A 15,023-nucleotide genomic window follows, 5' to 3' on the forward strand; every position below is an offset into this window, starting at 1 on the left:
GAAAGCTGCCAATAAGAAGTGAATCACTATCATGGGTAGAGTTGTTGCTGCTGCGGTTTATAGCGCCGGTAAGAAAGTCACCAATATCACCCTCGACGAAGGCGCTGCCTGGGCTGCAAAGCCCGGCCACTTTGTCTGGATCGGCCTTGAAGAGCCGAACGCTCAGGAGCTGTTCAACCTGCAACGCCAGTTCAACCTGCACGAACTGGCCATCGAAGACGCCCTGGAAAAACACAGTCGACCGAAACTCGAAACCTTCGGCGATGCACTGTTTATCGTCACGTATTCGCCTATCCGGCATGAAGGCAAACTGGAGTTCATTGAGACTCACATCTTTGCCGGCAAGGGTTACATCATTACCGCACGCAATGGTCACTCGGCATCCTACGCCCATGTCCGACAACGCTGTGAGGCGCGTCCGCTGTTGCTGGAGCACGGGGAAGATTTCGTACTCTATGCCATCCTCGACTTCGTGATCGAAAACTACCAACCCATGGGCGAAGCGATCCATGCAGAGATCGATGAGCTGGAAAGCAACGTCATGTGTAGTTCCCTGAACGAGCGCGACATTCAAAAACTCCACAGCCTGCGCCGGGATGTATTGCGTTTGCGTCGTTATGCGGCGCCGATGGTGGAGATTGGCGAGGAACTGCAAAAGCTCAACTTTCCGTTCATCGACAAGAACATGCGCCCGTACTTTCGCGATGTGCAGATCCACGTCACGCGGCAGATGGAAGACCTGACGACCCTGGCGGACATTGCCAGCCAGACCATTGAGGTTGGGGTGTTGCTGGAGGCATCACGCCAAAGCGTGGTGCAGCGCAAGTTTGCGGCGTGGGCAGCGATTCTGGCGTTTCCGACGGCAGTGGCCGGGATATACGGGATGAACTTCCAGGACATGCCGGAGTTGAGTTGGCATTACGGATATTTCGGGGTGTTGGGAGTTATTGCGGTGGGGTGCGTAAGTTTGTGGGCGAGTTTCAAGAAATCGGGTTGGCTTTAACGAGCTGTTGTGGCGAGGGGCTTGCCCCCTCACCACAGGTACTTTTCAGCTCATTGAACCGATCCAGCTTCAGGCTTGTGCGCCACAAACCGCATCATCCACTCCGCAACGGTAGTGCCGTGATGGTCGTGCTCAAGGCTCGCCATACCTTTCGAATAGATCTGCTCACCCAGCGCTTCCTGACGAATATCCAACAGCGCGCGCGAGTAATCGTGAATGAACTCCGGATGCCCCTGGAAGCACAGCACCTGATCGTTGATGTGGTACGCGGCGAACGGGCAGAAATCGCTGGAAGCGATGACCGTGGCGTTTTCCGGGAGCGCGGTGACCTGATCCTGATGGCTGATCAACAAGGTCAGTTCTTCCCTCACCGGGCTCATCCACGGCGCCTTGGCGGCGAGTTTGTACTTGTGGGTGCCGACGCCCCAGCCTTGGGTCGCACGTTCGCTCTTGCCGCCCAGCAGCAGCGCCAGCAGTTGATGGCCGAAGCACACGCCCAGCAGTTTGTCGCCACGCTCGTATCGGGTCAGCAGGTAAGCCCTGAGGGTTTCAATCCACGGGTCGGTGCCGAAGGAATCGGCCTTGCTGCCAGTGACCAGATAGGCGTCGAAGGTCAGCTCACCGCCGGGATATTCGCCCTGCATCACGTTGTACACGGTGAACTCGGCAGCGATGGGTTGCTGCGAAAACAGACGCTGGAACATCTGCCCGTAACCCTGATATTGATCGACCAGTTCCGGACGCAGGATGTCGGTTTCCAGAATGCAGATGCGTAACGACATAAAAAATACCTGACACGTGATGGGAATAATGCACACCCCAGAGCCTGCCTTGAAACACAGTGGCAAGGCAAGCCCCGGAATGCGTCACCCGTCCCCTAGAACGCCTCCCCTTTTGCAGCTTTCTCCAGCAATAGCGCAGGAGGTGCGAATCGCTCGCCATACTGATCCGCCAGGTACTGGGCGCGGGCGACGAAATCTTTCACGCCGTACTGATTGATGAACTGCAGCGCGCCGCCGGTCCAGGCGGCGAAGCCGATCCCGAAGATCGAGCCGACGTTGGCGTCCGCCGTCGAGGTCAACACCCCCTCCTCCACACAGCGCACCGTTTCGATGGCTTGCACGAACAGCAGCCGATCACGCACGTCCTTCGGCGAAATCTGCCCGTCAGCCTTCTCGAAACGGCTTTTCAGCTCCGGCCACAGATGCTTCTGCCCACGGGCCGGATAATCGTAGAAACCACCACCCGCAGCCTTGCCCGGACGCTTGTATTCGTTGAGCAGCAAGTCAATCACGGCGAATGCCGGGTGCTCAATCAGCGGTTTCCCTTCTGTTTGCAGGTCTTTGGCGGTTTGCTGACGGATATGGCTCATCAGGCTGAGGGAAACTTCGTCGGAGATCGCCAGAGGTCCGATCGGCATGCCGGCCTTGCGCGCTTCAGTCTCGATCATCGGCGCGCTCACGCCTTCGCCCAGCATGGCGATGCCTTCGTTGGTGAATGTGCCGAACACCCGCGAAGTGAAGAAACCACGACTGTCGTTGACCACAATCGGGGTTTTCTTGATTTGCAGGACGAAATCGAACCCGCGAGCCAGGGTTTCGTCGCTGGTGTGGGCGCCTTTGATGATTTCCACCAAGGGCATTTTCTCCACGGGGCTGAAGAAATGCAGGCCGATGAACTTGCTCTGATCCGGCACGGCGGTCGCGAGGCCGCTGATTGGCAAGGTCGACGTGTTGGACGCAATCACCGCATCCGGGCCAACGACTTTTTGCGCCGCCGAAGAGACCTTGGCTTTCAGATCGCGATCTTCAAACACCGCTTCAATGATCAGATCACAACCGGCCAGATCGGCATCGCTTTGGGTGGGGTGAATACGCGCCAGCGTTGCATCGCGCTGATCGGCACTCAATTGGCCGCGCGCAACCTTCTTGTCCAGCAGCGCAGCCGAATGAGCCTTGCCCTTCTGCGCGGCAGCAAGATTGATGTCCTTGAGCACCACATCGATGCCGGCCGACGCGCTGACAAAGGCAATTCCGGCGCCCATCATGCCTGCGCCCAGTACGCCCACCCGACGCGTCACGTAAGGTGCAAAGCCCTGGGGCCGCGAGCTGCCGGCATTGATTTCGTTAAGCTGGAACCAGAACGTGCCAATCAGGTTTTTCGACACCTGGCCGGTGGTCAATTCGGTGAAGTAACGGGTTTCGATCAAGTGCGCGGTGTCGAAATCCACCTGAGCACCTTCCACTGCAGCGCAGAGGATTTTCTCTGGCGCGGGCAGGCAGCCCTGGGTTTTGCTGCGCAGGATAGACGGCGTGATGGCTAGCATTTGCGCGACTTTCGGGTTCGACGGCGTACCACCGGGAATCTGGTAACCCTTCACGTCCCAGCGCTGCACAGCTGAAGGATGGGCGATAATCCAGGCGCGAGCCTTGGCCAGCAGTTCATCACGATCCGCCGCCAACTCATCAATCAAACCTGCCCGCAACGCCTGCTGCGGCCGGACTTTTTTGCCTTCGAGCAGATAGGGCAAGGCGTTTTCAATACCAAGCATCCGCACCATGCGCACCACCCCGCCGCCGCCCGGCAACAGGCCGAGGGTCACTTCCGGCAAGCCGAGTTGCACCGAAGAATCGTCCAGCGCAACCCGGTGATGACACGCCAGGCAGATTTCCCAACCGCCGCCCAACGCAGCGCCGTTGATCGCGGCGACCATCGGTTTACCGAGGGTTTCCAGGGTGCGCAGTTGCCCTTTGAGCGTCAGCACCATGTCATAGAAAGCTTTGGCTTCGGGCTTGCCGACCTTGATCAGTTCGTTGAGGTCGCCGCCAGCGAAGAAGGTTTTCTTGGCTGAGGTGATGATCACGCCAGCGATGGTGTCTTTGTCGGCAACCAGTCTGGCAACACACGCGGCCATGGCTTCGCGGTAGAGCGCGTTCATGGTGTTGGCGCTCTGGCCCGGCATGTCGATGGTCAGGACGACGATCTGGTCCTGACCTTTTTCGTAACGAATGGCTTCAGTCATGATGAAAGTGCTTCCTTGAAGTCGGTCGGGGCTCAGAGGCGTTCGATGATGGTGGCGATGCCCATGCCGCCGCCGACACACAGCGTCGCGAGGCCATAGCGCAGGCGCCGGGTTTCCAGTTCATCGAGCAGCGTGCCGAGGATTGCGCAGCCGGTGGCACCCAGCGGGTGGCCCATGGCGATGGAGCCGCCGTTGACGTTGACCTTGTCCGGGTCGATCGCCATGTCCTTGATGAATTTCAGCACCACCGAGGCGAAAGCTTCGTTGACCTCGAACAAGTCGATGTCCTCAACCCGCAGCCCGGCCTTGGCCAGTGCCTTGCGAGTGGCCGGCGCGGGGCCGGTGAGCATGATGGTCGGGTCGGTGCTGGTGACCGCCGTGGCGACGATCCGCGCCCGCGGTTGCAAGCCCAGCGCCCGGCCCTTGGCTTCGGAGCCGATCAGCATCAGCGCCGCGCCATCGACGATCCCGGAACTGTTACCCGCCGTGTGCACGTGGTTGATCCGCTCGACATGGCTGAAGACTCGAAGCGCGGTGGCATCAAAGCCCATTTGCCCGATCATCTCGAAGCTCGGCTTGAGCTGGCCCAAGCCTTCCATGGTCGATCCGGCGCGGATGAATTCATCGTGATCGAGCAGGATAATGCCGTTCTGGTCCTGCACCGGCACCAGCGATTTATTGAACGAACCGTCGGCCCTTGCCCGCGCAGCCTTTTGTTGGGAGTGCAGCGCATAGGCATCGACGTCTTGACGGCTGAAGCCTTCGATCGTGGCGATCAGATCAGCGCCCACGCCTTGAGGGGCGAAATGGCTGTGAAAACTGGTTTCCGGGTCCTGTGCCCAGGCGCCGCCATCGCTACCCATCGGCACGCGGGACATGGACTCGACGCCACCGACCACCACCAGGTCTTCGAAGCCGGAACGCACTTTCATCGCGCCGAGGTTCACCGCCTCCAGTCCCGAGGCGCAGAAGCGGTTGATCTGCAAACCCGCCACGCTGACGTCCCAATCCGCCACCTGGGTCGCGGTTTTGGCGATGTCGGAACCCTGGTCGCCGATGGGCGTCACGCAGCCAAGTACCACATCGTCGACCTGACTGGTATCGAGAGACGTGCGCTGTTGCAACGCCGTGAGCAGCCCGGCTATCAGGTTCACCGGTTTGACGCTGTGCAAGGCGCCATTGGCCTTGCCTTTGCCGCGGGGCGTGCGTAACGCGTCGAAAATCAAAGCTTGGGTCATGACGTCCTCGAACCTGAGCGGGGAGTAAATACAGAGTCCCCACCTTAGGCCGAGCGGCCCTGGATTCAATGACCGCAGTGCTCACAGACGTTGACGGTCACGCTCAGACGGACGGTAGGCAACCACCGGATTAACCGATTCATGACACCAAGCTGTCTAGCAAACGGGCGCCCAAGAAGCTGGCAATAGGCCTCATGCCTTTTTAAGAGCAATTTATGCGAAGTCCATACGAAATGGATCTAAACCAAGCGTGACGCGGGCTCTAAGGTGAACTTGTACGAAGTTGTCGTCGGGTTTTGCCGAGGCGCTCGTCAAACAGGAAGTGCAACGCTCTGCCGTCATGGAGAAATGCAGGCAGGCATCAGGAAATAACAATAAAGGCGGTCAAGCCATGTTCAAACAATCGAAAGTACGTCAAGCCGGGCTCATTCTTTTCGCCACTACGCTGTTGTTGATTTTGCCGAACCTGACCAAGGTGATCGGCTAGTCGGTCAATAAAAAATACGGCGCCAGGTTTTATATCGCCCTCCAAAAATGTGACTGGTTCGCTACCCGGGCCAGCGTGGGTGTGCCAACCTTTGCGGCACTTCCACGACATGGACGGCGATCACTTGAAAACGCTCATTCTGTTCGGGGCCTTGCTGCTCAGCACGCCTCTGTCTGCCGCACAGCTGAACCTTGAGCTCGGCGCGAGCAGTCGCACCTGGCAAACCGAGGAATTGCTCAAGCATCCTCAGGCTCAGACCATCACCATCAGCAACGACGTTTCCTACAAACAGGACATGCGCTATCGCGCTGTTCCGGTGGCTGCGTTGTTGACGGGCATCAAGCCTGAAGACCATTTACAGGCGGTAGCCCTGGATGGTTTTGCCGCAGAACTGTCGGCTGCGCCATTGCTTAATACCAAGGGCGCGCGCGCGTGGCTGGCGATTGAAGAACCCGCCAAGCCGTGGCCACCGCTGTCGGAAGGCAAACCCGGCGCCGGGCCGTTCTATCTGGTCTGGACCGATCCGCAGGCGGGAGATATCAGCCCCGAGCAATGGCCCTTTCAAGTGGCGAGCATCAAACGCTTGGCACCGGTGGCCGAGCGCTTCCCTGCCCTGCTGCCTGACCCGGCGTTGAAGGCTGACGATCCGGTGAACAAGGGCTTTGCGCTGTTTCAGAAGAATTGCCTGGCGTGCCATCGATTGAACGGCGCGGGGGATGCGCAGTTTGGGCCGGACCTGAATATTCCGTTTAACCCGACCGAGTACTTCGGCGCGGATTTCCTCAAGCGCTACATTCGTGATCCGCAGAGCTTGCGCCAGTGGCCACAGGCGAAGATGCCCGGGTTCTCGGCGACGGTGTTGCCGGAAGGGGATCTGGAGAGGTTGGTGGGGTATTTGAAGCACATGGCTGGGCGCAAGGTTAAACCCTAGCCGATCGCAGATCGTTCCCACGCTCTGCGTGGGAATGCAGCCCGGGACGCTCTGCGTCCCATCAAGAGCCGAACGCGGAGCGTCCGTTGAGGCATTCCCACGCGGAGCGTGGGAACGATCAGCGTGCAGGTTTACTGCTGTTGGACGGAGATAATCGGCATCGGTGTCGGTGACACAAACACCTTCGCATGCATCTGCTCGCAACCACCGCCACGCCGCATGCCACGCACCGGGCAGGCATCCAGGTAATCCAGGCCCACCGCCAGTTTCAGATGACGCTCAGGCCGCGCCAATTCATTGGTCACGTCAAAGCTGTACCAGGCGTCATCGAGCCAGGCTTCCGCCCAGGCGTGACTGGCCAGGTGTTCGCTGTTTTCGCTGTACAAATAGCCCGACACATAACGCGACGGAATGCCCAGGCTGCGGGCGCAGGCGAGAAACGCGTGGGTGTGATCCTGGCAGACGCCCGAACGCCCGGCGAAGGCCTGCGCGGCGCTGGTGTCCACTTCGGTGGAGCCCGGCGTGTAGGTCATGTGCTGGTTCAGGCCATGCATCAAGTCGATCAACGCCGTGCGATCCCGGCGTTGCTTGCATTCCTTCTCGGCGAACGCACGCAGGGCTTCGTCGGCTTCGGTCAGGCGCGTGAAGCGCAAGAACGGCAGCGCCGACTGGCTTTCATGCTCCGCCTCGCGCAATTCGTCGATGTCCACCTGCCCACGAGCACCGATGATGATCGCCTCGTGGGGCTCGTCCATGGTCAGCACGTGCAGGATGTTGCCGAACGGATCGAGTTGCGCGCGCACCGGGCGCGGCAGGTCGAGCTGCCAGCTGAGCACGTGCTGGCGCTCGCTGTCGTGGGGTGTCAGTCGCAGATACTGGATGCTCGCCCGCACCTGATCTTCGTAGTGATAGGTGGTCTCGTGGCTAATGGAAAGTCTCATGCAGCCTCCAGGTAGGAACTGTGTATGGCGTTACCCAACTGGCGCACCAGCGGGATGAACTCGGTCAGCCAGGCATGCAGGCCTTCGTCGAGAATTTCGGTGATGCCGGTGTAGCGCAGGCGTGCGTCCATTTCCGCTGCCAGGCGTTGCGCGGGACGGCCGTTGGCCCCCGGCAATTGGGCAAGGATCTGGTCGATTTCTTCTGTGCAGGCTCGCAACGACCGCGGCACATCAGCACGCAGCAACAGCAACTCGGCCACATGCCGGGCGCCGGGCGCATCGCGGTAGATCTCGGTGTAGGCCTCGAACGAGGACAACGCCCGCAGCAAAGCACTCCACTGGTAATACGCGTGAGCGGTGCCGTCGCTGACCGCCTCTGCCTGATCGCCGGCCATTTCGTAGCGGGCGTCGAGCAGGCGCAACGTGTTGTCCGCCCTTTCAATAAACGTCCCCAGACGAATGAAGCGGAACGCATCGTTACGCATGATCGTGCCGTAGGACGCGCCGCGGAACAGGTGGGAACGTTCCTTGATCCACTCGCAGAAACGGCTCATGCCGTAGCGACTCAAGCCCTGATCGGCAATCCCGCGGATTTCCAGCCAGGTGGCATTGATGTTTTCCCACATGTCAGCGGTGATTCGCCCACGTACCGCATGGGCACTGGCCCGCGCGGCGCCGAGGCAGCTGTAGATGCTCGCCGGGTTGGCCGCGTCCAGGGCGAAGAAATGCAGCAGCCGTTCGGCGTGCAATTCGCCGTGGCGCTCCAGGTAATCGTCCAGGGTGCCGGTGATCAACAACGGCATGGCGAGTTCATGCAGGCCGTCACCACGACCATCCTGTGGCATCAGCGACAGCGAATAACTGATGTCGAGCATCCGTGCGAGGTTTTCCGCCCGCTCCAGGTAACGCGACATCCAATACAAATCCGAGGCAGTTCTACTTAACATGGCAGGCTTCCTTCAATCCTCGACCACCCAGGTGTCCTTGGTTCCGCCACCCTGGGATGAATTCACCACCAGCGAGCCTTCGCGCAGGGCAACACGGGTCAAACCGCCGGGTACAACCCGGGTTTCGCGGCCAGACAATACAAACGGACGCAGGTCGATGTGGCGTGGAGCGATGCCGTTTTCGACAAAGGTCGGACAGGTCGACAGGGACAACGTCGGTTGCGCGATGTACGCATGGGGCTTGGCTTTGATCCGCGCGCGGAATGACTCGATTTCCGCCGCCGTCGCCGCCGGCCCGACCAGCATTCCGTAACCGCCGGAGCCCTGGGTTTCCTTGACCACCAGTTCCGGAAGATTGGCCAGTACGTGGGACAATTCGGAGGGATTACGACACTGCCACGTCGGCACATTCTTCAGAATCGGCTCTTCATCCAGGTAGAAACGGATCATGTCCGTGACGAATGGATACACCGACTTGTCGTCCGCGACCCCGGTGCCGATGGCATTTGCCAGCACGACGTTGCCGGAGCGATACGACGACAGCAGCCCTGGAACGCCAAGCATTGAATCCGGGTTGAACGCCAGCGGATCGAGGAACGCATCGTCGAGACGACGGTAGATCACGTCGACGGCTTTCGGCCCGTCCGTGGTGCGCATGAAGACCTTGTCATCCCGCACGAACAGGTCCGCGCCTTCCACCAGCTCAACGCCCATTTCCCGCGCCAGAAACGCATGTTCAAAGAACGCGCTGTTGAAACGGCCCGGCGTCAGCACCACCACGCTCGGGTTATCAATCGGGCTGGAGCTTTTCAGGGTGTCGAGCAACAGGTTCGGATAGTGGTCGATAGGGGCAATGCGCTGGGCCGAGAACAACTCGGGGAACAACCGCATCATCATCTTGCGGTCTTCCAGCATGTAACTGACGCCGCTCGGTGTACGAAGATTGTCTTCAAGCACGTAGTACGTGCCGTCGCCATCGCGCACCAGATCGACACCGGAGATGTGGGAATAGATATCGCGGTGCAGATTCAGCCCTTGCATCGCCAACTGGTATTGCTCGTTGGCCAGCACTTGCTCGGCCGGGATGATGCCGGCCTTGATAATGCGCTGCTCGTGATAGAGGTCGGCGAGGAACATGTTCAACGCCTTGACCCGCTGAATGCAGCCGCGCTCGACCACTCGCCATTCACTGGCGGGGATGCTGCGGGGGATGGTGTCGAAGGGAATCAGGCGCTCTGTCCCTTGCTCATCACCATAGAGCGTGAAGGTAATCCCGGCGCGATGAAATAACAGATCGGCCTCGCGTCGCCGTTGTGCCAAAAGCTCGTCAGGCGTTTCGGCCAGCCAACGGGCAAACTCCCGATAATGCGGGCGGACCTGGCCGCCGGCATCGTACATCTCATCAAAATAGGTGCGGATCATGCCGTACTCCTTGTCACCCGGACATCTGGGCTTCGCAAAGCCCGTGCCATCGGCATAAACGCTTTGATATCAATCAGTTGGATAATCGCACTGCACGCACCGCACCAATCCTGTGCGGTAAATGCCCCCACCTGATCGCCCCCGCTTCATTGCGAAGCAATCCTGTCGCCTATCACCAGCATAGCCAGAGTTGATTTCACTGCCCGTGAGTCGCTGCGGATAATCCGCACATTCGCTGAAAATCTTGACGAACTTCCCTTTAGCCGCCTGTTTAGGCGGCGTTTTTTTGTGTTTTTGAAACGTTATGAATCAAAAACACGATCAAGAGATCGCAGCCTCGTTTCACTCGACAGCTCCTACAGGAGAAAACGAGACTGCGATCTTTTGATCTTTCCAAACCCCACAAACGAAAACGGCCAACCCGAAGGTCAGCCGTTGCTGAGTGTTGTCACTGTTCATAAGTTATGCGAGTCGCCCTCGTACCTCCTGCTTGACGCCCCATCCTTCGATGATGCCGCCCAAAGGCTCGACCACCGCCTCGAAATCCTGCTCAAAATCGCCGATGCCGTCATAGGTGGCGTACATCACTTTGCTCAGTTCCAGGTACCACGCGCCGTCGTCGCGCACGCTGATTTGTGCATTCAAGGATTCACCGCAGTAATGCCCTGCCGCCCTGCGTGCCCGCTCCTCGTCCGGGAAAATGGCGTAGAACTCGATGGGATGGAATCGTGAAAAGTCGAAACCGCCTTCTTTCATGCGGCGCAAGACGCTGGTGCTGATGTCTTCTTGATAGGCTGTGCTCATGAAACGTCCCCCTCAGACTGATGGATAGACTTTCCGTATTCCCGGCACTCGCAACCGAATGGGGCGAGCGATGCGGCAACAACGTTGCCGGTGGGAAGCAAGCATGTAGCTGACAAGACCAGACCTTAGCGATCCGTTCGCTGATCTCGATTGCAGAGTAGCCTCAAGATAGAGCCGCTGCCAAGGCCTGGTTAGGAATGTGACAGGAGATGTTCAGATTGGCGTGATGCTGAGGATTTCAATGCTGTACTGGGTCTTCAGACTTTTGACAGTCGGATCATCGGTGCGCCCTTCCAGATCGTTGAGGTCCAGTTCGGCAGCCACAGGCAGGCACCGGGCACGAATGAGCTTCGCGGCTTGTTCGTTGTTCGGGCATTCATCGCTCTCGAACACTTCGTCTACTTGTTCACCGTGATCATCAACGAAAGTGACTTTCCACTTTTGCATCAGGTGCCTCCTCGATAAAACCCATGGATGGGTTTACATGTATCTCGACATTCTTCCCCGGCCAATCGTTCAACCGGACCTTCTATAAGTGAAGCATGAAAAAAGGGCCGTCTCCGGTGTGTTTTCACACAACCTGAGAGGGCCCTTTCTGGCTTGCTCGATATCAGTCGTTGCTAGGCTTGTTCACAGCCTGCAGGACGTATTGCGGCAAGGCGAACGCGCCGATGTGGATTTCCGGATTGTAGTAGCGGGTGATGATGCCGCTGCCGGCGAAGCGCTGCTGCAGGGTTTCGCGGGACAACTTGCGATAGGCGGTATTGGTCGCGCCCCAGGCAAAGGTCATGGAGCCGCCGATGTAGGTCGGCACGGCCGCCTGATAGAAGTGCCAGTCCGGGAACAGGCTGCGCAGACGCCCGGCGGTGGTTTTGACTTCTTCGATTTGCATGAACGGCGTGCCGTTCTGGGTCACCAGGATGCCGCCTTCGTTCAGGCAGCGACGGCAGGCCTGGTAGAAGTTTTCCGAGAACAGCACTTCGCCCGGGCCGATCGGGTCGGTGGAGTCGGAAATGATCACGTCGAATTTTTCGGTGGTGGTGGCGACGAAACGCATGCCGTCGTCGATCACCAGGTTCAGGCGTGGATCAGCGAACGCCCCCTTGGAGTGGTTCGGCAGGAATTCCTTGCACATGTCGACCACGGTGCCGTCGATCTCGACCATGGTGATGTGCTCGATGCTGCGGTGCTTGGCCACTTCACGCAGCATGCCGCCGTCGCCGCCACCGATGATCAGCACGCGCCTGGCAGCGCCATGCGCCAGGATCGGCACGTGGGTCAACATCTCGTGGTAGATGAATTCGTCGGCTTCGGTGGTCTGGATCACACCGTCCAGCGCCATGACGCGGCCCATGCGCGGGTTTTCGAAAATCACCAGGTGTTGGTGTTCGGTGCGCACTTCGTGCAACAGTTTTTCCATGCGAAAACGCTGGCCGTAGCCTTCATAGAGGGTTTCCAGGTACTCGCTGGTCGGGGTGTTGCTCATGGGAAGTGCTCCGATGAATGCGGGTGGCAAGGCGCGAATTCTACGTCGCGGGATATGACAGGTCGAACCTCGCTTGACGCCTCGACACAATCCCTGTGGGAGCTGGCTTGCCTGCGATGGGATCGCCGCGGTATGCCTGACAGACCTTGCCGCCTGAATCGCAGGCAAGCCACCCACAGGTTCGGTGTCGTTTTCGGGGATGCAGTCAGATTCGGACGTTGCCTCGTGGCCCGGCAATCGCCCAGATGATCAGGCCCAGCACCGGCAGCAGCAGGATCAGCAGCACCCAGATGATTTTCATCCCTGTGTCGGCACCACTTTTGAGCACGTTGATGATTGCCCAGATATCCAGGGCAAGAATAATCAGGCCAATCAGACCGTTGAACGTGGAACCCATGGTGTCGCTCCCTAAGAGTGGTTTGCACTCTTAGGATAGCCGGGCCTTGCGAGGGTTCCGTTTTTTAAACGTGGACGGCGATTTTGAGGGCTTCCAGCGAGGGCGCGGCAGCGATGCCGACCTTGGCGCACAACTCAAGCACGCGCGGCACGTCGTTGCCGTAGACCAGCACCACTTGCAGTTCGTCGTCGAGCAACTGACTGAAGTTCATCAGCGTGTAACCGCCGTTTTCCTTGTTCATGCTACCCATCTGCACCTGAATGCGATTGAGCGCGGTAAGGGCTTCAGTCTTGGCCAGTTGCTTGGGTTTGATATTGAAATCAACGCCGGGGCCGAACGAGGAAACGATCTGGGCGAACAGGTCCACATAGGTGTCGGCCTGGAACAGCACGGTCTCCGGAAGACTGCCGACAACGACCCACTCGCCCAGCGGAATCGGGAACGTTTCGTCGTAGTTGATATCCGGATTGGCCGTCAGAAAAGCCTCGGGATCGGCGTAGGCCTGGGCCGCTTCGTCAGCGACTTTCAGGATTTCGTCATCGCTCATGCACCCGGAGCTGATTTTGCTGATGAGTTCGACGAGTGCGGCTTTCATGGGGCGGAATCCTGTAGCGAGGGAAATTTGAAGGCGCGAAGGATAGCGCATTACGCCCCGCAATTCCTGTGCTCAAGCATGGCCGGGAACGTTGACCCACATCAAGATCCGGCGCCCCGAGTAGCGGCACAATACTGGCACCTTGCCGAAACTGTTTCCGCTATCAGAGAAGACCTCCATGGGTGCCTGGCTTAGCAATATCTCGCTGAAATACAAATTCTGGGCGGTCAACGCCGTCGCCTTCGTCACGACCTTGCTGCTGGTGTTGTACGCCGTACAGCTCGAACAACAGGCCCGCAGCCATGCTTATCAGGCATCGGCACAAGCCCAGGCGCGACTGCTCAACGCCTGGCCCGCCGGGCAGCCGCTCCCCAAAGCCGATAACGTGCTGACGTTCAGTCGCGGGCAGGCACCATTGCTGAACGGGCAGCCGGTACTGGAACTGGCCGATACCAACGGCTGGGTCGAAATCAATGCCATGCCGCTGTTCGGCAACAACCCGTTGATGGGCGCTGAAGTGTTTACGCGCACGGATGGCATCCAGGTCGCGGTGATTGCTCATGGCCCGAGCCTGACCCAGGTATTTGGCGAGCGTTTTCCCAACTATGCGGTGGCGGTGGCGATCCTGATGCTGGCGATGCTCGGCGCCTCGCAATTGTTGATCCGCTTTCTGCTCAGCCAGCTCAATACGCTGAAAGACGTGATGCTTCACGTCGAGAAAACCGGCGACCTCTCGGCCCGTGTGCCGCTGGCCTGCACTGACGAAGTCGGGCAGATGGCCAATGCCTTCAATGCCATGCAGGCCGGATACCAGCGGGTGGTCAACACTGTCGCCAGCACCGCCCGGCAACTGGATGTCGGCGCGGCGCGGCTGGCGTCGAGCATGAACGAGGTGCGTCACGGCATGCTCGGCCAACAAAGCGAAACCGATCAGGCCGCCACGGCGATCAATGAAATGACCGCCACGGTCTATCACATTGCCCAGCACGCTGGCGCCACCCGCGACCTCTCGCAAACCGCCGACACCCTGGCCGGCAGCGGGCAGGAAGTGGTCAGTCGGGTGCAGAAATCGATTGCTGGCCTATCCAGCGGAGTGCAGCAGACGGCCGAGATGATTCAGCGCCTGGCTGAGGACAGTCAGAAGATCAACGGCGTGGTTGGTGTGATTCACAGCATCGCCGAGCAGACCAATCTGCTGGCGCTGAACGCAGCGATTGAAGCGGCCCGTGCCGGTGAAATGGGGCGCGGTTTTGCGGTGGTTGCCGATGAAGTGCGCAACCTGGCCAAGCGTGTCCAGACCTCCACTGACGAGATCACGATCATGGTTTCGGCGTTGCAGGCCGGGACTCGGGACGCGGTGGATTTCATGCAGGAAAGCTCGTTCAAGGCCGACGATTGCGTGCAGCAGGCTCAGGAGGCCGGCGTAGCGTTGGCAGAAATCACCAGCGCCGTGGCACAGATGCGTGAAAGCAACACGCAGATCGCCGTGGCGGCTGAGCAGCAGAGCCACGTGGCGGAGGAGATGAATCGGTCGGTGGTGAGCATTCGGGATGTGACCGAGAACACCGTGCAGCAGACCGTGGATTCGGCGACTACCAGCCATGAGCTGGCGGCGTTGGCCGGGGAGTTGAGCAAGGCTATCGGGCAGCTCAAGCTGTAAGGGCCTCATCGCGAGCAAGCTCGCTCCCACAGGATTAGCGCTATTTCAAGATTTGCGCATTACCTGTGGGAACGAGCTTGCTCGCGATAG

At 59.2% G+C, this 15,023-nt stretch carries 14 protein-coding genes; 3 read left to right on the forward strand and 11 right to left on the reverse strand.

All coding sequences use genetic code 11. The features are described 5' to 3' along the window. Nucleotides 1–31 precede the first annotated feature (31 nt). Nucleotides 32–1,003: a magnesium and cobalt transport protein CorA gene (locus ACMXYI_RS28755; protein ID WP_415770399.1), complete on the forward strand. Its 972-nt coding sequence runs from the start codon at nt 32–34 to the stop codon at nt 1,001–1,003. A 50-nt stretch (nt 1,004–1,053) separates the two neighbouring features. On the opposite strand, the gene ACMXYI_RS28760 is transcribed toward ACMXYI_RS28755, so the two are convergent. The 3 genes from ACMXYI_RS28760 to ACMXYI_RS28770 form a co-directional block, all read right to left on the reverse strand. Further along, entirely contained in the window at nt 1,054–1,785 is a 732-nt protein-coding gene (locus tag ACMXYI_RS28760; protein WP_415770401.1) for an amidotransferase, read from the reverse strand. Between the two features lie 95 nt (nt 1,786–1,880). Continuing rightward, nucleotides 1,881–4,025: a 3-hydroxyacyl-CoA dehydrogenase NAD-binding domain-containing protein gene (locus tag ACMXYI_RS28765; RefSeq protein ID WP_415770403.1), complete on the reverse strand. Its 2,145-nt coding sequence runs from the start codon at nt 4,023–4,025 to the stop codon at nt 1,881–1,883. A 32-nt stretch (nt 4,026–4,057) separates the two neighbouring features. Beyond that, nucleotides 4,058–5,263, reverse strand: coding sequence for an acetyl-CoA C-acetyltransferase (locus ACMXYI_RS28770; RefSeq protein ID WP_415770405.1), 1,206 nt, complete (start codon nt 5,261–5,263; stop codon nt 4,058–4,060). A 596-nt stretch (nt 5,264–5,859) separates the two neighbouring features. On the opposite strand from ACMXYI_RS28770, the gene ACMXYI_RS28775 reads away from it, so the two are divergent. Beyond that, nucleotides 5,860–6,681: a c-type cytochrome gene (locus ACMXYI_RS28775; RefSeq protein WP_415773994.1), complete on the forward strand. Its 822-nt coding sequence runs from the start codon at nt 5,860–5,862 to the stop codon at nt 6,679–6,681. Between the two features lie 131 nt (nt 6,682–6,812). Here ACMXYI_RS28775 and ACMXYI_RS28780 read toward each other — a convergent pair whose 3' ends face one another. The 8 genes from ACMXYI_RS28780 to ACMXYI_RS28815 all read right to left on the reverse strand — a co-directional run bounded on the left by ACMXYI_RS28780 (nt 6,813) and on the right by ACMXYI_RS28815 (nt 13,273). Continuing rightward, nucleotides 6,813–7,622: a transglutaminase family protein gene (locus tag ACMXYI_RS28780; protein WP_283183697.1), complete on the reverse strand. Its 810-nt coding sequence runs from the start codon at nt 7,620–7,622 to the stop codon at nt 6,813–6,815. Further along, nucleotides 7,619–8,569, reverse strand: coding sequence for an alpha-E domain-containing protein (locus ACMXYI_RS28785; RefSeq protein ID WP_008148807.1), 951 nt, complete (start codon nt 8,567–8,569; stop codon nt 7,619–7,621). Before ACMXYI_RS28785 ends, ACMXYI_RS28780 begins: the two co-directional genes overlap by 4 nt. A 12-nt stretch (nt 8,570–8,581) precedes the next feature. Then, nucleotides 8,582–9,991 (reverse strand): circularly permuted type 2 ATP-grasp protein, encoded by a 1,410-nt coding sequence (locus ACMXYI_RS28790; protein ID WP_415770407.1) that lies wholly within the window; start codon nt 9,989–9,991, stop codon nt 8,582–8,584. 462 nt (nt 9,992–10,453) lie between these two features. Then, nucleotides 10,454–10,795: a ribonuclease E inhibitor RraB gene (locus ACMXYI_RS28795; protein WP_008148805.1), complete on the reverse strand. Its 342-nt coding sequence runs from the start codon at nt 10,793–10,795 to the stop codon at nt 10,454–10,456. Nucleotides 10,796–11,008: 213 nt separating this feature from the next. Continuing rightward, on the reverse strand, nt 11,009–11,242 hold the full coding sequence (locus ACMXYI_RS28800; protein ID WP_129442539.1) for a hypothetical protein: 234 nt from the start codon (nt 11,240–11,242) through the stop codon (nt 11,009–11,011). A 163-nt stretch (nt 11,243–11,405) separates the two neighbouring features. Continuing rightward, nucleotides 11,406–12,281 (reverse strand): polyamine aminopropyltransferase, encoded by an 876-nt coding sequence (gene speE / locus ACMXYI_RS28805; RefSeq protein WP_415770409.1) that lies wholly within the window; start codon nt 12,279–12,281, stop codon nt 11,406–11,408. 205 nt (nt 12,282–12,486) lie between these two features. Next, complete coding sequence (locus ACMXYI_RS28810) at nt 12,487–12,678, reverse strand: PLDc N-terminal domain-containing protein (protein WP_008148797.1); 192 nt, start codon at nt 12,676–12,678, stop codon at nt 12,487–12,489. 64 nt (nt 12,679–12,742) lie between these two features. Then, the gene (locus tag ACMXYI_RS28815) at nt 12,743–13,273 is read right to left on the reverse strand and encodes a hypothetical protein (RefSeq protein ID WP_046047937.1); all 531 of its coding nucleotides are present in this window, start codon (nt 13,271–13,273) and stop codon (nt 12,743–12,745) included. Nucleotides 13,274–13,451: 178 nt separating this feature from the next. On the opposite strand from ACMXYI_RS28815, the gene ACMXYI_RS28820 reads away from it, so the two are divergent. Next, the gene (locus ACMXYI_RS28820) at nt 13,452–14,933 is read left to right on the forward strand and encodes a methyl-accepting chemotaxis protein (protein WP_415770411.1); all 1,482 of its coding nucleotides are present in this window, start codon (nt 13,452–13,454) and stop codon (nt 14,931–14,933) included. Nucleotides 14,934–15,023: the final 90 nt, after the last annotated feature.

Source organism: Pseudomonas lyxosi, assembly GCF_047758685.1.
GTDB lineage: Bacteria > Pseudomonadota > Gammaproteobacteria > Pseudomonadales > Pseudomonadaceae > Aquipseudomonas > Aquipseudomonas lyxosi.